Below are 16613 nucleotides of genomic sequence, written 5' to 3' on the forward strand. Positions count from 1 at the left end.
CCCTGAGCCAACGGACGACGAGCGCCCCATGAAAAGCCGGATCGAGACCGCCAACGCCCCGGGCTGCGACTTTCCGCTGCAGAACCTGCCCTATGGGGTGTTCTCGGTGAACGGCGATGCGCCGCGCTGCGGGGTGGCGATCGGGGACCAGATCCTCGACCTCGCCGCCGCCGAGGCAGCGGGGCTGATCGACGCGCAGGGGACGTTCGCCGCGCCGCAGCTCAACGACTTCATGGCGCTCGGCCGCGACGTCTGGGCCGCGACGCGGGCGCGGCTGACCCAACTGCTCGCGGAAGGGGCGACCGAGGCGCTGCCGCTGGTGCCGATGGCCGACGCCACGCTGCACCTGCCGATCCGGGTGGCGGAATACACCGACTTCTACGCCTCGAAGAACCACGCCTTCAACGTCGGCGTGCTGTTCCGCGGGCCCGAGAACGCCCTGCCCGCGCAATGGACGCATATGCCCATCGGCTACAACGGCCGGGCCTCGTCGGTGGTCGTCTCGGGCACCCCGATCCGCCGCCCGATGGGGCAGCTCAAGGGAGAGGATGGCCCCGTCTGGGGGCCGTGCCAGCGGCTGGACCTGGAACTGGAACTCGGCGCCATCGTCGGCGCCGACAGCACCATGGGCGAGCGCGTCTCGGTCGAGGACGCCGAGGCGATGATCTTCGGCTATGTGCTGCTCAACGACTGGTCGGCGCGCGACGTGCAGGCGTGGGAATACCAGCCGCTCGGGCCGTTCCAGTCCAAGGCGCTCGGCACCACGATCAGCCCCTGGGTGGTGACGCAGGCGGCGCTGGAACCGTTCCGCGCCGAGGGCGCCGCGCGGGTGAACCCGCTTCTGCCCTATCTGCGCGAAAGCCGCCCCGGGTTCTACGACCTGACCGTGGGCTGGACGATGAACGGCCAGCGGATGTCCGAGACCAACTATCGCGAGATGTATTACTCGTCGGCCCAGCAGCTCGCCCATCACACCGAAAGCGGCTGCCCGATGCGGGTCGGCGACCTGCTGGGGTCGGGGACGATCTCGGGCCCGACGCGCGACCAGACCGGCGCGCTGCTCGAAATGACCGAGGGCGGCAAGCGCCCGGTCACGGTGAACGGCGAAGAGCGGACCTTCATCGAGGACGGCGACGAGATCGGGCTTTACGCCCATGCCCGGGGCGACGGCTACCGCATCGGCTTCGGCCCCTGCACCGGCACCATCCTGCCCGCCAAGGAGTGATCCCATGAGCAAGCAATTCGCATCCGCCGGCGACATGGCCGAAAAGCGGATCAGCTTCACCGAGATCGGCCCCGGCCTCTGGGCCTTCACCGCCGAGGGCGACCCCAACACCGGCGTCATCATCGGCGACGACGCGGTGATGATCGTCGAGGCGCAGGCCACCCCGCGCCTCGCCCGCATGGTGATCGAGCGGGTGCGCGAGGTCACCGACAAGCCGATCAGGTTCCTCGCGCTGACCCATTACCACGCCGTCCGGGTGCTGGGCGCCTCGGCCTATGGCGCCGAGAACATCATCATGTCCGACACCGCCCGCGCCATGGTGGCCGAGCGCGGGCAGGAGGATTGGGACAGCGAGTTCGCGCGTTTCCCGCGGCTCTTTCAGGGGCATGAGGAGATCCCCGGCCTGACCTGGCCCACGATCACCTTCGACGGGCGAATGACGGTGGACCTCGGCAACCGCCGGGTCGAGCTGATGCAGCTTGGCCGTGCCCACACCGCGGGCGACATCGTGGTGTGGGTGCCCGACGCCGGCGTGATGTTCACCGGCGACATCGTCGAGCAGCACTCGGCCTGCTACTGCGGCGACGGGCATTTCGAGGACTGGGGCGACACGCTCGACATGATCGCGAGCTTCGAGCCCGAGGCGATCGCGCCGGGCCGCGGCGACGCGCTGGTGGGCCGCGCGGTGGTCACGGCGGCCATCGAAAGCACCCGCGATTTCGTCCAGTCCACCTATCGCCCGGTGCGCCGGATCGTCGCCCGCGGCGGCTCGCTGAAGCAGGCGTGGGACGCGGTGCGGGCGGAATGTGACCCGAAGTTCAAGGACTTCGCCATCTACGAGCACTGCCTGCCGTTCAACGTGGCGCGCGCCTATGACGAGGCCCGCGGCATCGACACGCCGCGCGTCTGGACCGCCCAGCGCGACCGCGAGATGTGGGACGCGCTGCAGGGCTGAGCCATCCGCGTCGCTGCCTGGGGAGGAGCCATGACGCAACACCAGAAGATCTTCGAGACGCCGCTTTACCCCTATGCCCGCACCGCCGACCAGGACGCGGCCGAGCCGGCGCGCCACAAGGTGATCGTGGTGGGGGCCGGCCCCATCGGCATGGCCGCGGCGCTCGAACTGGGGCTGAAGGGCGTCGAGGTGCTGATCCTCGACGACAACGACAAGGTCAGCTTCGGCAGCCGGGCGATCTGCTTTGCCAAGCGCCCGCTCGAGATTCTCGACCGGCTCGGCTGCGGCCAGCCGATGGTGGACAAGGGCATCGTCTGGAACCTCGGCAAGGTCTTCTTCGACGACCGCAAGGTCTATGACTTCAACCTGCTGCCCGAGGATGGCCACCGCCGGCCGGCGTTCATCAACCTGCAGCAGTACTACTTCGAGGAATACCTGCTGAACCGCCTGAACGCCCTGCGGGCCGAGGGCGCGCCGGTCGAACTGCGCGGCGGCAACCGGGTCACCGCGGTCACGCCGCAGGCGGACGGGGTGCTGGTGACGGTGGAAACCCCGGACGGCCCCTATCGGATCGAGGCCGACTGGCTGATCGCCTGCGACGGCGCGTCGAGCCCGGTGCGCGGGATGCTGGGGCTCGATTTCGTGGGCCGGGTGTTTCAGGACAACTTCCTGATCGCCGACGTGGTGATGGACGCCCAGTTCCCGACCGAGCGCTGGTTCTGGTTCGACCCGCCCTTCAACCGCGGCCAGTCGGCGCTCTTGCACAAGCAGCCCGACGACGTGTGGCGCATCGACCTGCAACTCGGCTGGGACATCGACCGCGAGGCCGAGAAGCGCCCCGAGAACGTCATCCCCCGGCTCAGGGCGATGCTGGGCGAGGACGTCAACTTCGAGCTGGAGTGGGTCAGCATCTACACCTTCCAGTGCCGCCGGATGCAGAAGTTCCGGCACGGGCGGGTGATCTTCGCCGGCGACGCGGCCCATCAGGTCAGCCCCTTCGGCGCGCGCGGCGCCAACAGCGGGCTGCAGGACACCGACAACCTCGGCTGGAAGCTGGCGCTGGTGATCGACGGCAAGGCGCCCGAGTCGCTGCTCGACAGCTATGACGCCGAGCGGGCGCATGGCGCGGACGAGAACATCCTCAACTCGTCGCGCTCGACCGATTTCATCACGCCCAAGTCCGAGATCAGCCGGGTGTTCCGCGACGCGGTGCTGGACCTCGCCGAATACTACGACTTCCCGCGACCGCTGGTGAACTCGGGCCGGCTGTCGGTGCCCTGCACCTATGACGGCTCGGCGCTGAACACCCCCGATGCGCTGCCCGAGGCGCCGGCGCGGTCGCGGCCGGGCAGTCCGTGCAGCGACGCGCCGCTGGGCGAGGGCTTCCTGCTCGACCAGCTGCGCTGCGGCGGGTTCGTGGTGCTGGCGCTCAACACCGAAGCGCAGGACGTGCTGGCGGCGGGCATCCCGGCGCGGGCGCTGAACCTGACGGCCACCGGCGCGCTGGCCGAGCGCTATCTCGGGGACGTCCCGCAGGCGGTCTATTTGATCCGCCCCGACCAGCACGTCGCCGCCCGCTGGCCGTCCTACGACCCCGCCGCCGTCGCCGCCGCGCTGTCGCGCGCGACCGGCCAACCCGAGGAGGCGTGAGATGCCCGGCCTCAACCTGTCGCGCAACCTGCCGGACGGCGACAACCTCTATGCCGATCTGCTCGCCGCCCACGAGGGGCTGACCAAGCCGCAGTCGGACGCGCTGAACGCCCGGCTGATCCTGATCCTCGCCAACCACATCGGTGACCCGCAAGTGCTGCGCGAGGCCCTCGCCGCCGCCGCCCTCAAACCGGAGGAGACGCCATGACCACGCCCACGCTGAAGATCGAGCAGATCCACCACGTCGCCTATCGCTGCAAGGACGCGAAGGAGACCGTGGACTGGTACGTGAAGAACCTGAACATGGACTTCATCCTCGCCATTGCCGAGGACGAGGTGCCCTCGACCCACGAGCCCGACCCCTACATGCACCTGTTCCTGGATGCCGGGAACGGCAACGTGCTGGCGTTCTTCGAACTGCCCACCAAGCCCGAGATGGGGCGCGACCCGAACACGCCGAAATGGGTCCAGCACATCGCCTTCAAGGTCGCTGACCGCGACACGCTCGTGGCCTTCAAGGAGCGGCTCGAGGACAACGGGGTCGAGGTGCTGGGGGTGACGGATCACGCGATCTTCCACTCGATCTATTTCTTCGACCCGAACGGGCACCGGATCGAACTCGCCTGCCCCGACCCCGAGGAAGAGGCGATGCTGGCCCGCCTCGACGCGGTGAAGTGGGAGATGCTGGAGGAGTGGTCCCGCACCAAGCGCGCGCCGCGGCACGCCGACTGGCTGCACGCCAAAGAGCGGGGCAAGGACGTCAAGCCGACCGGCATCCATGCCTGACCGGTGCCCGATCCTCTACGACTACTGGCGCTCGTCGGCGGCCTATCGCGTCCGGCTGGCGCTGGCGCTCAAGGACATCGCCTATGACCGGGTGCCGGTCGATCTCGTCGCGGGCGAGCAGCGCGCGCCCGAACATCTGGCGCGGAACCCGCAAGGGGTCGTCCCGGCGCTGGCCATCGACGGGCTGATGCTGACCCAGTCGCTGGCGATGCTGGACTATCTCGACGAGACCCGCGCCGCCGTGCCGCTGCTGCCCCGCGACGCGGGAGGCCGGGCGCGGGTGAGGGCCATCGCGCTGGCCATCGCCTGCGACATCCACCCGCTGTCGAACCTTTCCGTGCTCGAGCGCATCGAGGCGATCTCGTCGCCCGAGGCGCGCGCCGCCTGGAACCGCGACAACATCAGCCGCGGGCTGGCGGCGGTCGAGAAGCTGCTGGACCACCCCGCGACCGGCCGCTTCTGCCACGGCGACGCGCCGGGCTATGCCGACTGCGTGCTGATCCCGCAGCTCTACAACGCCCGCCGGTGGGAGGTGCGCTTCGACCACCTGCCCCGCATCGCCGCCGTCTCGCAGGCCTGCGCGACGCTCGGCGTGATCGCCAGCGCCCACCCCGACAACTTCAAGCCCGCCTCAGCCAAAACCGCCTGACATTCTCTGGGAGGAGACCCGATGCAGACCCTCAAGTACGCCGCCGCCGCCCTGATCCTCGCCGCCACCCCGCTGGCCGCGGAAGAGCTGATCATGTCCTCGTGGCTGCCGCCCAAGCACCCGATCGTGGTCAACGCGATGGAGCCGTGGGCCGCCGAGGTCGCCAAGGTGACCGACGGCCGCGTCACCGTGCGGATCATGGGCAAGCCGCTGGGCAGCCCGCCCGCGCATTTCGACATGGCCCGCGACGGCATCGCCGACATCACCTATGGGCTGCACTCGTTCACCGAGGACGACCGCTTCAACGGCGCGCGGCTGGGGCAGTTCAGCTTCATGGGCGATGACGCGGTGAAGAACTCGGAAGCGTTCTGGACCATCTACCGCGACAAGCTGGGCGCCGAGGAAGAGCACGCAGGCACCCACCTGCTGGGGCTCTTCATGCATGGGCCGGGCCTTCTGCACAACAACAAGCGCAAGATCGAGAAGCCCGAGGACATGGCCGGGCTGAAGATCCGCGTGCCGGGCGGCTATGTCGGCGACCTGGTGTCGGCGCTCGGGGCCTCGCCGCTCTTCATGTCCTCGCCCGAGGTCTACGAGAAGCTGTCGCGCGGGGTGATCGACGGGGTGGCCTTCACCTATGAGGCGATGACCGCGTTCAACCTGACCGACCACATCAAGTATTCGATGACCGTGCCGGGCGGCATCTACAACACCACTTGGTTCCTGGTGATGAACGAGGCCAAGTGGAACGCGCTGTCGGAAGAGGACCGCAAGGCCATCGACGGCATCTCGGGAATGGCCTTCGCGGACCGCGTCGGCAAGGCCTGGAACGACGCCGACACGGCCGCGCGCGACGTGGTGGGCGACAAGGTGGACTTTTACGAGGCCCCCGCCGCGGTCGTGGACGCACTGCGCAAGGCGGCGACCGAGCTCGAGGCGAAATGGGCCGCGAGCCTGCCGCAGGGCCGCGACGGCGCCGCCGCGCTGGCCGAGTTCCGGCAGATGACCGGTGTCGCCCAGCAATGAGCGGCGGCCCCGAGAGCCGGGGGGGGCGGACGGCGCCCCCCGGCGTCACGCCCGACGACCACTGGTCGCACGGCGGCCACGGCCCGGCGGCGCTGAACCAGCCCGCGGACGTGCCCGACCACATCCCCGGGCGGGTGCCGCACCGGGACTCGCGCCCCTACCGGGCCCTCGCCGCGGCGGCGGGGGCGCTGATCCTCGCGCTGATCGCCGTCACCTGCATCGACGTCTTCGGGCGCTACCTCATGAACCGCCCCTTCGGCGGCGCCTATGAGCTGACCCAGATGCTGCTCGCCGCGCTGGTCTTCGCGGCGCTGCCCCTGACCTCGACCGATGGCGGCCACGTCGAGGTGGACCTGGCGCTGCACCTCTTCCCGCCGCCGGTGCAGCGCGGGATGGCGCGCCTTGCCGGCATCGTCTCGGCCGTCGCGCTTGCCTATTTCGCCTGGCGGCTCGCGCGCATCGGGATGGCGCAGCTGGCCGAGGGCACGCGCAGCGCCTCGCTGGCGCTGCCGATGGCGCCGCTGGCCTTCCTCGGCGCGGCAAGCTGCGCCGTCTCTGCCGTCGTCATGGCCCTGAGGACCCCGGAATGACCATCTCGCTCATCGCCCTCGCCATCCTGCTTGCGATGGTGTTCGTCCGGGTGCCGATCGCCTTCGCCATGGCCATCGTGGGCGGCGTCGGCTTCGCCCTCATGCGCGGGTGGGAGCCGGCGGGCGCCATGGTCGGCAACGCCGTGTTCGAGACGGGGCTGAACTACTCGCTGTCGGTGGTGCCGCTGTTCATCTTCATGGGCAACGTGCTGGCCGGGTCGGGCATCGCGCAGGGGCTGTTCGCGGCCGCGGACCGCATCTTCGGGCGGATGCGGGGCGGACTGGCGATGGCCACCGTGCTGTCCTGCGGCGGCTTCTCGGCGGTCTGCGGCTCGTCGCTGGCCACGGCGGCCACGATGTCCAAGGTCGCCATGCCGTCGATGCGCCGCTTCGGCTACGCCGACAGCCTGTCCACCGGGGCCATCGCCGCCGGCGGGACGCTGGGCATCCTGATCCCGCCCTCGGTGGTGATGATCATCTTCGGACTCTTGACCGAGGCCGACATCGGCAAGCTGTTCTTGGCCGGGATCATCCCGGGCATCGTCGGCATCCTCGGCTATCTGGCGGCGGTGATGGTCGCGGTGCGGCTGAACCCGTCGCTTGCCCCCGAGGTCGGCGAGCCGCACCCGCTGACCCGCCGCGACCTGATCAGCGTGGTGGCGGTGCTGGCGCTCTTTGCGTTCATCATGATCGGGATCTACGGCGGCTTCTTCACCCCGATCGAGGCCGCCGGCATGGGCGCCGCCGCGTCGCTGGTCATCGCCGCCCTGACCGGGGGCCTGTCGCGCGCGACCCTCTGGACGGCGCTGGTGGACAGCGCCACCGCCTCGGCCATGATCTTCGCGATCATCATCGGGGCCGAGATCTTCGGCAACTTCGTCACCTTCGCCGGGCTGCCCGACACGCTGTCGGACCTGGTCGAGCACCTGGGCCTCTCGCCGTGGATGGTGATGCTGGTGATCGTCGTGATCTACATGATCCTCGGCTGCTTTCTGGAAAGCCTGTCGATGATCCTGCTGACGGTGCCGGTGTTCTATCCGGTGATCTCGGGGCTCGACTTCGGCCTCGACATCCTCGCCGACCCGGACGCGGTGCTGATCTGGTTCGGGATCATCGTCGTGGTGGTGACCGAGATCAGCCTGATCACCCCGCCGATCGGGATGAACGTGTTCGTGCTGCGCTCGGTCCTGCCGGACGTGCCGCTGAAGACGATCTTCCGGGGGGTCTACGTGTTCTGGGCGTCCGACATCATTCGGCTGGCGCTGATCGTCGCGGTGCCGTGGCTGTCGCTGGCGCTGCTGCGCTAGCGCCCCGCGGACCGGCCCGGCGCGAAGCCCCGGGCCGGTTTCCGGGCACGGATCGGGGCGTCGGGACGTTGGGCCGTCATCGTCTCTCGACACGACCGCGAAAGGACAGCGCATGACCCTCGATCTTCTCATCGGTGACACGACCCGCCCGGCCGAGGGCGGGCGCAGCTACGACCGCAGGAATCCCTTCGACGGCAGCGTGGCGACCACCGCCGCCGCGGCCTCGCCCGAGGACGCCCGCGCCGCGGTCGCCGCCGCCGCCGCGGCCTTCCCCGGCTGGGCCGCGACCCCGCCGGGCGAGCGCCCAGCACGTTCACGATCGGCGCGCCGACGAGGCCGAAGGCCGGCCGCGTGCTGGCGCTGCGGATCGCCGCCGTCACCGTGTCGGCGGGCAGCCCGCGGGCGGCGGCGATGCGGTCCACCTGCCGCAGCGCGGCGTCGAGCGTGATGTGCGGGTCAAGCCCCGAGGCCGAGGCGGTCGCCATCTCGGACGGGACCGGCAGGGGCCCGAAGGCCGCGGCCCGGTCCCTGACCTGCGCCAGCAGCGCCGCCGAGGACGGCCCGAGGTTCGAGCCGGTGGAGGCGGCGGCGTTGTAGGCGGGCTCGGTCGCCGAGGGGCGGGGGTGCAGGTACTCGGCCCGGGTGAAGTCCTGCCCGATCAGGCTCGAGCCGACCACCGTGCCGTCGCGGGACACGAGCGAGCCGCTCGCCTGCGCCGGCATGACCAGTTGCGCGAGCCCGGTCATGGCCAGCGGATAGGCAAGGCCCAGCAGGGCGGTGAAGGCGCCGATCATCACCAGCGCGGGGCGGAGTTGCGAAATCATGGCGGACCTCATGCCAGACGGGCCAGATCGACGATCATGTCGATCAGCTTGATGCCGATGAACGGGGCGACGAGGCCGCCCAGCCCGTAGACCAGAAGATTGCGCGATAGCAGCGCCCCGGCCGAGGCGGGGCGGTACTTCACCCCCTTCAGCGCCAGCGGGATCAGCGCGACGATCACCAGCGCGTTGAAGATGATGGCCGACAGGATCGCCGACTGCGGCGAGCCGAGCCCCATCACGTCGAGCGCGGCGAGGCCCGGATAGGCGGCCACGAACAGCGCCGGCAGGATGGCGAAGTACTTGGCCACGTCGTTGGCGATGCTGAAGGTCGTCAGCGCCCCGCGCGAGATCAGGAGTTGCTTGCCGACCATGACGATCTCGATCAGCTTCGTCGGGTCGCTGTCGAGGTCGACGAGGTTGCCGGCCTCCTTCGCGGCCGGGGTGCCCGAGTTCATCGCCACGCCCACGTCCGCCTGGGCCAGCGCCGGGGCGTCGTTCGAGCCGTCGCCGCACATGGCGACCAGCTTGCCGGCCGCCTGCTCGGCGCGGATATAGGCGAGCTTTCGTTCTGGCGTTGCCTCGGCCAGGAAGTCGTCGACTCCGGCCTCGGCGGCGATGGCGGCGGCGGTCAGGGGGTTGTCGCCGGTGATCATCACCGTGCGGATGCCCATCCGGCGCAGTTCGGCAAAGCGCTCGCGGATGCCGGGCTTCACCACGTCCTTGAGGTGGATGACGCCCAGCACGCGGCCGTCCTTCGCCACGACCAGCGGCGTGCCGCCCGACATGGCGACCCCGCGCACCAGCGGCTCGGCCGCCGCCGCGCCGCCCTGCGGAAAGGCGCGGGCCATGGCGTCGGACGCGCCCTTGCGGATTTGGGTGCCGTCGGCAAGGTCGATGCCGCTCATCCGGGTCTGGGCGGTGAAGGGGACGACATTCGCCCCCTGCCGCAGCGCACCCTCGGCAAAGCCGTGCCGGCGGGCGGCGAGTTCGACGGTCGATTTCCCCTCGGGTGTGTCGTCGGCGAGGCTGCTGACATAGGCCGCCTCGGCCACCTCGACCTCGGTCACGCCGGGGACCGGCAGGAACGCGTCGGCCATGCGGTTGCCGAAGGTGATGGTGCCGGTCTTGTCGAGCAGCAGCACGTCGATGTCGCCCGCGGCCTCGACCGCGCGGCCCGACTTGGCGATGACGTTGGCCTTGACCAGCCGGTCCATGCCGGCGATGCCGATGGCCGACAGCAGGCCGCCGATGGTCGTCGGGATCAGCGTCACGAACAGCGCGGCGAGCCAGACGACCGGGATCTCGGTCCCCGACCACCCCGCGAACACCGGCAGCGTGGCCACCACCAGCAGGAACACGAGCGACAGCCCGGCCAAGAGGATGTCAAGCGCGATCTCGTTCGGGGTCTTGGCGCGTTTGGCGCCCTCGACCAGCCCGATCATGCGGTCGAGGAAGGTCTCGCCCGATTTGGCGGTGACCCGCACCACCAGCCAGTCCGACACCAGCCGCGTGCCGCCGGTCAGCGACGAGCGGTCGCCGCCCGACTCGCGGATCACCGGGGCGGATTCGCCGGTGATGGCGGATTCGTCCACCGAGGCCACGCCCTCGATCACCTCGCCGTCGGTCGGCACGATGTCGCCCGCCTCGACGAGGATCACCGCGCCGATCTCGAGGCTGTCCACGTCCTCGAGCTCATAGAGCTCGCGGTTGCCCTCGTTCAGCAGCAGCTTGGCGCGGGCGGTGGACTTGGTGGCGCGGAAGGCGTCGGCACGGGCCTTGCCGCGGCCCTCGGCGATTGCCTCGGCGAAGTTGGCGAAGAGGACCGTGGCCCAAAGCCACAGCGCGATCTGCAACGAGACCGCGCTGCCCGGCTCGCCCCAGCGCAGCAGGACGAGGGTGGTCGTGACCAGCGCCACCAGGGCGGTGGCGAAGATCACCGGGTTGCGGGCCAGCTTGCGCGGGTCGAGCTTGCGGAGTGCCGCACCGACCGCCGGGCGCAGGATCTCGGGCGCGAACAGGCAAATCTCGGATTTCGGGTGTTTCGACATGAGGAACCTCAGAAGCTCTGGCCGGCGGCGATCGAGACGTGCTCGGCGATCGGCCCCAGGGCGAGGACGGGAAGGAAGGTCAGGGCGCCGACGATCAGGATCGTCACCACCAGCAGCACGGTGAAGGCCACGCCATGGGTCGGGAAGGTCCCGGCGGTCGCCTCGGCGCGGGTCTTGCCGGCCAGGCTGCCGGCGATGGCCAGCACCGGGATGATGTAGCCCCAGCGGCCGAGCAGCATCGCCAGCCCGATCAGCGCGTTGTGCCAGACGGTGTTGGCGCCGAAGCCCGCGAAGGCCGAGCCGTTGTTGGCCGTCCCCGAGGTGTAGGCGTAGATGAGCTCGGTGAGCCCGTGCGGCCCGGCGTCCTGCACCGCGCTCTGGGCGTTGCCGGTCAGGATCGACGCCGCCGACAGCACCAGCACGCCCAGCGGCATCACCAGCAGCGTCAGCGCCGCGAGCTTCATCTCGCGCGCCTCGATCTTCTTGCCGAGCCATTCGGGCGTGCGCCCGACCATCAGCCCGGCGAGGAACACCGTCAGCACGACGTACAGCACCATGCCGTAGAAGCCGGCGCCGACGCCGCCATAGATGATCTCGCCCAGCAGCATGTTGAACAGCGGGATCATTCCGCCCAGCGCCATCAGGCTGTCGTGCATGGCGTTGACCGCCCCGCACGAGGCGACGGTGGTCACGACCTCAAACAGCACCGTGCCGGCGAGGCCAAAGCGGGTCTCCTTCCCCTCCATGCTGACGCCGGGTTCGGTGATCCCGGCGTGCAGCGGGTTGCCCGCGGCCTCGGCGAAGTAGGCCCAGAGCAGCACGCCCGCGAACAACGCGGCCATCGCGGCGTAGATCGCCCAGCCCTGCCGGCGGTCGCCGACCATCCGACCGAAGAGGAACGGGAAGGCCGCCGGGATGGCGAGGATCGACAGGCACTCGATCAGGTTCGAGAGCGCGGTGGGGTTCTCGTAGGGATGCGCCGAGTTCACGTTGAAGAACCCGCCGCCGTTGATGCCGAGCAGCTTGATCGCCTCCTGGCTCGCGACCGGGCCCTGCGCGATGACCCGCTGCGCGCCCTCGAGCGTGGTCGCGGTGACCGACGCGGCGAGGTTTTGCGGCACCCCCTGCCACAGCAGCAGCAGCGCGACGAGGATCGCGCCGGGCAGCAGCAGGTAGAGCGTGGCGCGCGTCAGGTCGACCCAGAAGTTACCGAGATCGGCGGCCGACCGGGCCGCCAGCCCGCGGATCACTGCGACCGCCACGGCGATGCCGGTCGCGGCCGAGACGAAGTTCTGCACCGTCAGCCCGGCCATCTGGCTGAAGTGGCTGAGCGCCGTCTCGCCGCCGTAGCTCTGCCAGTTCGTGTTGGTCATGAAGCTGACGGCGGTGTTGAAGGCTTGGCTCGCTTCCATCGCGCCGAAGCCCTGCGGGTTGAGGGGCAGCCAGCCCTGCAACCGCAGGATCAGGTACAGCAGGACGAAGCCCGCCGCGTTGAAGGCCAGCACGGCCGCGGCATAGCCGGTCCAGCGCTGGCCCGCGCCGCTGACGCCGGCGGCGCGGTAGAGTGCGCGCTCGACCGGCGCCAGCAGGATCACCCGGCCGTCGAAGACCCGCGCCATCCACGGCGCGAGCGCCAGCCCGAGGACCGTCAGGCCGGCGAGGAACAGGGCGAAGTATGAAAGATCGGCGCTCATCTCAGAACCTCTCGGGCGCGAGAAGCGCGATCAGCAAATAGACGAGCAGCGCGGCCGCGAGGCCCCCGCCGAGCATGAGTTCGATGGTCATGGCGCCCTCACAACCGCTCGGCGCCGCGCACGGCGAGGCCGGCCAGCGCAAAGACCGCGAGCCCGCCGCAGATGAAGATGATGTCGGACAGCATCCGATGCTCCCTCAGTTTGTCTGGCGGGAACATGGGTTGGCGGGGCGTAAAGCCGCGATATGGGATCGGGCGGCGGGCGTAACGGGGGTGTAAAATTGGCGGGGATTGGGGGCGAGCGGGTAGCGAGTGACCGTTAGCTGGGCCACTCGACGGGACTGGATTGCTGTCGCCATTAGGCTGCGGATGTTGGCGCTATCGTCAGCGAGCGCCCCCTGCCGCGATTGGACAAGACAGACTACTGCCCCGGCACGGGGTTTTTCAGATGCTCACTGTTTGCCTCGATCGAGGCCGCACGGACCATTGGACCAGCGGACTTAGACCGCCCAAGGAGCTAGGCCCGCTCAGAGAGTAACTACCCCGCTCGGGGGCCCTTGGAGTGGTGCGGTATAATGCCGTCGGTACTGTGCTTGTGCCATATGCCTGATAGCCGACTGGGCCCTTACCCGGTTAAAAGCTCACCGGAGGCTCAGGTCTGACGAGGGCTGTGTGTCTGCGCGTTACTGGGTCTGCGCTTCGGCACGCCCGGAGTCAGCCGCTCCCCCCTCGCCTACAAACGCAAATGCCGCCCTTGGGGGCGGCGTTTGGGTGTGCGGACCTGTGGGGAGATTTGGTTGCGGGGATAGGATTTGAACCTATGACCTTCAGGTTATGAGTCGTGTCGAACGAACCATGAACAATCACTCGGAACCGCGAATTCTTGCGGAATTTCCGCCACTTGGCGATCCCGGAGACGCGGCCCGGCTTCGCGCGATCTGTCAGGATTGCGCAGCGTTTTTCCGCCTCGTGCTTCCATAATGCTTCCAACGGGCCGAGACCTGATTTTCCGGTAGCACGACCATCAGGCGGCGGTGAGCGACCAGAAGCCGAACTTCCTGCCGTGCTCCTCCTTCAGCCGGGCGACATAGGCGTCATGCGTCTCTAACGCTCCGAAGTCCGGGATGTCGCCCGCGAGCCGAGCGCAGCTTGCGAGGTGTTCGGCGGCATAGCGATACCGCTTCGCCCGCGACCTAGTGAGCGTGAAGTCGATCATCGCGCGGAGCACCAGCGTCGCGGCCAGCGGATGACGGTCTGACAGGGCCTCCGCCGCAGGGGCGAGATACTCGTAGTGATCCCCGTCGATCTCATCATGCCGGGCAATCAGGAGGTCCGAGGCGCGATCCAGCGCCGGCCAGTCGAGGAAGAACTGCAGGGCGTGAAGAAGACTCGGATAGGCCATGGCGTGCGCCATCGCCCGCTCCTCGGCCTCGATGTCGTCGAAGTCGGGAAGCCGCTTGAGATAGGCCCGCAGGTAGCTGTCGGAGAGCGTGCGCTCGAAGCAGTCCCACCGGAACGTCTGCGCCTCCTCGCCGCGACCCAGCGCCTCCAGCGTCTGCAGGCGAATGTCCTGCCATGCCAGAGGAACCCGCAAACCGTCGCCGAGCTCCGCGCGCTCGAGGAACCCCAGCGCCTCGCCTGCCCTACCAGCCGCCAACAGTCGCTGCGCGATCTCGGCCGCGATCTGCGGCACCTTGCGGGTCTTCGGATCGTACTGGGCGATGAAGCCGTCGACGTCGCCCTGCGCATCGGCGATGTCCTTGAGCGCCATGGCGACCGTGCTCGCGCGCTCACGCGCCCGCATCTCGTGCTCGTAGGTGGTGCCGCCCGGGCCCCAGCCCACCGCTTTCCATTGGTCCTTCGGCGGCACCGGCACAGGCGAGCGACCGAGTTCTTCGGCCATCGATTTCAGGGCCGCCAACCCCTCGTCGCCGAGCGCCGGGGCCATGATGCCGATCAGGCCATCATACTGGCCACAGCCGTTGTCCTGAAGCGCATCGAGAACAGTGCCGGCGAGCGCCTGCGGATCGGGCCGGACCTTCGCGGCGAGCTGACCCAGATCGGCACAGGCCTGGTGGAAGATGCCGATGACGGTGCCGCTCGAGTCGTCGCAGCGCTCGAACACTGGTGTGGCGAGCGCCATGAACCGCCACATGAGCGCCAGCGCCTCGTCCGGATCGGCCGGCGCGATCTGCTCGACAATGGCGCGACGCTGGGTTTCGAGATCCGTGACCAGCGCCTTGCGGTTCTTCCAGGTGATGAAGCTGCGGGCGCGGGCGATGCTGGTCAGCCGCTTGGTGATCTCCCGTGCGGCCTCCCTCGGGCTCTGGGCCCCGGCCAGCGCGAGCCGCAGCTTGCGCTTGGCGGCCGCGTTGCCGGTGCTGACCTCGATCAGCAATTGCGCCAGGCGCTCGGCGCCCAGCGCTTCGAGGTTCTTCGCATTGAGGGTGGTCTTGGAAACCATCGGATCGCCAGTTTCTTTTCCCCGAGCCTATCAGCGGCCGGCGGACACCGGAACCTGCGTTCTGATTCGCGCGGCTCGTCGATTTCCCGCATCACCGCGCCGAAACGCCTTGCGCGGAAACGCGAGGCATTTCCTTTTTCTTCGCGATTTCAACATGTTCGTTGACTGTCGCCCGCGCTTCAGCACTGTGGAACGGCGAAAGAACCACCGAAGAGTGCCATGCCCAGGATCACCAAACGCCTCGTCGACGCCGCAGAAGCCCGCTCCGCCGAATACTTCGTCTGGGACAGCGAGATCCCTGGCTTCGGGCTGCGGGTGCTGCCGAGCGGGCGCAAGGGCTACGTGGTCCAGTACCGCGCCGGACGCCGGTCCCGGCGGATCAGCCTCGGGCCCAGCACGGTGCTGACCTGCGAGCAGGCGCGCAACCGCGCCATCTCCATTGTCGCCGCTGCGCGCAACGGCGCGGACCCCGCCGCCGAGAGGGACGCGGGGCGCAGGGCGATCACGGTGAAGGAGCTGGCCGAGCGGTTCGACAGGGAACACATCGCGATCCGCGTGAAGGCCAGCACAGCCAAGGAGTATCGCCGGAACCTCGAACGCTTCATCCTGCCCGCGCTCGGGCAGCTGACGGTCACGGGCACCACCCGGGCGGACGTGGCGAAGTTCCACCACGACCTCCGCCACATCCCCTATCAGGCGAACCGCTGCCTCGAAGTGGTCTCGAAGATGTTCAGCCTCGCCGAGATGTGGGGCCTGCGTCCGGACGGCACCAACCCGCGAAAGCACATCCGGAAATACCCCGAGGAGAAGCGCGAGCGCTTTCTCAGCGCGGCCGAACTCCGCCGGATCGGCGAGGTCCTGCGCGAGATGGAGGTGGAGGGGATCGAACTGCCCTCGGCCATCCTCGCCGCCCGCCTGCTGATCCTGACCGGATGTCGGCTGAGCGAGATCATGACGCTGCAGTGGGCTCACGTCGATCTGGCCGAGCGCGTCCTGCGCCTGCCGGATTCCAAGTCCGGCGCCAAGATCGTCCATCTCGGACAGCCCGCCGTCGACCTGCTCCGCGACGCTCAGCGCATCGACGGGAACCCGTGGGTCATCACCGGCACCCTGCCGGGAAAGCGCCTGAGCGATCTCCAGCCCTTCTGGCAGCGCGCCCGCGCCCGCGCCGGGGTGAAGGACGTCCGCATACACGACCTGCGCCACACCTTCGCGTCGACCGCCGTCGCCTCGGGTCAGGGACTGCCGATGATCGGCAAGCTCCTTGGCCACACGCAGGTCCAGACCACGGCGCGCTACGCCCATCTGGCGGCCGAGCCGGTGCGGATGGCTGCCGATGCGGTGGCGCAGAACCTCAGGCAATCCTTGGGATAATCGCGCCCCGACGCGCCCCTTT

14 protein-coding genes and 2 pseudogenes are annotated in these 16613 nt (G+C 69.2%); 11 read left to right on the plus strand and 5 right to left on the minus strand.

All coding sequences use genetic code 11. The features are described 5' to 3' along the window. Positions 1-28 precede the first annotated feature (28 nt). The 10 genes and pseudogenes from fahA to BLW17_RS18820 form a co-directional block, all read left to right on the plus strand. Positions 29-1225 (plus strand): fumarylacetoacetase, encoded by a 1197-nt coding sequence (gene fahA, locus BLW17_RS11140; protein WP_036731394.1) that lies wholly within the window; start codon positions 29-31, stop codon positions 1223-1225. Between the two features lie 4 nt (positions 1226-1229). After that, positions 1230-2180, plus strand: a complete 951-nt coding sequence (locus BLW17_RS11145; RefSeq protein ID WP_036731397.1) for an MBL fold metallo-hydrolase — start codon at positions 1230-1232, stop codon at positions 2178-2180. Positions 2181-2210: 30 nt separating this feature from the next. Beyond that, positions 2211-3830 carry an FAD-dependent oxidoreductase gene (locus BLW17_RS11150; RefSeq protein ID WP_036731400.1) on the plus strand — a complete coding sequence of 540 codons (1620 nt, stop codon included), beginning with the start codon at positions 2211-2213 and terminating at the stop codon, positions 3828-3830. 1 nt (position 3831) lies between these two features. Beyond that, entirely contained in the window at positions 3832-4038 is a 207-nt protein-coding gene (locus BLW17_RS11155; protein WP_036731403.1) for a DUF2783 domain-containing protein, read from the plus strand. Between the two features lie 11 nt (positions 4039-4049). Then, complete coding sequence (locus BLW17_RS11160) at positions 4050-4616, plus strand: VOC family protein (RefSeq protein WP_036731469.1); 567 nt, start codon at positions 4050-4052, stop codon at positions 4614-4616. After that, on the plus strand, positions 4609-5265 hold the full coding sequence (maiA, locus tag BLW17_RS11165) for a maleylacetoacetate isomerase (protein ID WP_036731406.1): 657 nt from the start codon (positions 4609-4611) through the stop codon (positions 5263-5265). Before BLW17_RS11160 ends, maiA begins: the two co-directional genes overlap by 8 nt. Before the next feature lie 21 nt (positions 5266-5286). Beyond that, the gene (locus BLW17_RS11170) at positions 5287-6291 is read left to right on the plus strand and encodes a TRAP transporter substrate-binding protein (protein ID WP_036731409.1); all 1005 of its coding nucleotides are present in this window, start codon (positions 5287-5289) and stop codon (positions 6289-6291) included. Continuing rightward, positions 6288-6881 (plus strand): TRAP transporter small permease, encoded by a 594-nt coding sequence (locus BLW17_RS11175; RefSeq protein ID WP_081969062.1) that lies wholly within the window; start codon positions 6288-6290, stop codon positions 6879-6881. The genes BLW17_RS11170 and BLW17_RS11175 overlap by 4 nt, the downstream gene beginning before the upstream one ends. Then, on the plus strand, positions 6878-8188 hold the full coding sequence (locus tag BLW17_RS11180; protein ID WP_036731410.1) for a TRAP transporter large permease: 1311 nt from the start codon (positions 6878-6880) through the stop codon (positions 8186-8188). Before BLW17_RS11175 ends, BLW17_RS11180 begins: the two co-directional genes overlap by 4 nt. A 112-nt stretch (positions 8189-8300) precedes the next feature. Further along, a pseudogene (locus tag BLW17_RS18820) lies at positions 8301-8441 on the plus strand (hypothetical protein); the annotation flags it as partial. Positions 8442-8505: 64 nt separating this feature from the next. On the opposite strand, the pseudogene kdpC reads toward BLW17_RS18820, so the two are convergent. The 5 genes and pseudogenes from kdpC to BLW17_RS11205 form a co-directional block, all read right to left on the minus strand. Then, positions 8506-9024 (minus strand): annotated as a pseudogene (gene kdpC, locus BLW17_RS18605) (potassium-transporting ATPase subunit KdpC); the annotation flags it as partial. Then, complete coding sequence (kdpB, locus tag BLW17_RS11190) at positions 9021-11060, minus strand: potassium-transporting ATPase subunit KdpB (RefSeq protein WP_036731412.1); 2040 nt, start codon at positions 11058-11060, stop codon at positions 9021-9023. The gene kdpB and the pseudogene kdpC, both read right to left, overlap by 4 nt. A gap of 8 nt (positions 11061-11068) precedes the next feature. Continuing rightward, a complete protein-coding gene (kdpA, locus tag BLW17_RS11195) occupies positions 11069-12754 on the minus strand; it encodes a potassium-transporting ATPase subunit KdpA (protein WP_036731414.1) in 1686 nt (561 codons plus the stop codon). Position 12755: 1 nt separating this feature from the next. Further along, positions 12756-12845: a K(+)-transporting ATPase subunit F gene (gene kdpF, locus BLW17_RS11200; RefSeq protein WP_074826579.1), complete on the minus strand. Its 90-nt coding sequence runs from the start codon at positions 12843-12845 to the stop codon at positions 12756-12758. A 932-nt stretch (positions 12846-13777) separates the two neighbouring features. After that, positions 13778-15217, minus strand: a complete 1440-nt coding sequence (locus BLW17_RS11205; RefSeq protein ID WP_036731416.1) for a DUF6880 family protein — start codon at positions 15215-15217, stop codon at positions 13778-13780. Positions 15218-15436: 219 nt separating this feature from the next. On the opposite strand from BLW17_RS11205, the gene BLW17_RS11210 reads away from it, so the two are divergent. After that, positions 15437-16591 (plus strand): tyrosine-type recombinase/integrase, encoded by a 1155-nt coding sequence (locus tag BLW17_RS11210; RefSeq protein ID WP_036731418.1) that lies wholly within the window; start codon positions 15437-15439, stop codon positions 16589-16591. Positions 16592-16613: the final 22 nt, after the last annotated feature.

It is taken from the genome of Paracoccus sanguinis, from assembly GCF_900106665.1.
GTDB classification, from domain to species: domain Bacteria; phylum Pseudomonadota; class Alphaproteobacteria; order Rhodobacterales; family Rhodobacteraceae; genus Paracoccus; species Paracoccus panacisoli.

Excerpts from the sequence above, each read along its gene's own strand:
- fahA (WP_036731394.1), top strand. The coding sequence starts at position 29 with ATGAAAAGCCGGATCGAGACCGCCAACGCCCCGGGCTGCGACTTTCCG.
- BLW17_RS11145 (WP_036731397.1), top strand. The coding sequence starts at position 1,230 with ATGAGCAAGCAATTCGCATCCGCCGGCGACATGGCCGAAAAGCGGATC.
- BLW17_RS11150 (WP_036731400.1), top strand. The coding sequence starts at position 2,211 with ATGACGCAACACCAGAAGATCTTCGAGACGCCGCTTTACCCCTATGCC.
- BLW17_RS11155 (WP_036731403.1), top strand. The coding sequence starts at position 3,832 with ATGCCCGGCCTCAACCTGTCGCGCAACCTGCCGGACGGCGACAACCTC.
- maiA (WP_036731406.1), top strand. The coding sequence starts at position 4,609 with ATGCCTGACCGGTGCCCGATCCTCTACGACTACTGGCGCTCGTCGGCG.
- BLW17_RS11170 (WP_036731409.1), top strand. The coding sequence starts at position 5,287 with ATGCAGACCCTCAAGTACGCCGCCGCCGCCCTGATCCTCGCCGCCACC.
- BLW17_RS11175 (WP_081969062.1), top strand. The coding sequence starts at position 6,288 with ATGAGCGGCGGCCCCGAGAGCCGGGGGGGGCGGACGGCGCCCCCCGGC.
- BLW17_RS11180 (WP_036731410.1), top strand. The coding sequence starts at position 6,878 with ATGACCATCTCGCTCATCGCCCTCGCCATCCTGCTTGCGATGGTGTTC.
- kdpB (WP_036731412.1), bottom strand. The coding sequence starts at position 11,060 with ATGTCGAAACACCCGAAATCCGAGATTTGCCTGTTCGCGCCCGAGATC.
- kdpA (WP_036731414.1), bottom strand. The coding sequence starts at position 12,754 with ATGAGCGCCGATCTTTCATACTTCGCCCTGTTCCTCGCCGGCCTGACG.
- kdpF (WP_074826579.1), bottom strand. The coding sequence starts at position 12,845 with ATGACCATCGAACTCATGCTCGGCGGGGGCCTCGCGGCCGCGCTGCTC.
- BLW17_RS11205 (WP_036731416.1), bottom strand. The coding sequence starts at position 15,217 with ATGGTTTCCAAGACCACCCTCAATGCGAAGAACCTCGAAGCGCTGGGC.
- BLW17_RS11210 (WP_036731418.1), top strand. The coding sequence starts at position 15,437 with ATGCCCAGGATCACCAAACGCCTCGTCGACGCCGCAGAAGCCCGCTCC.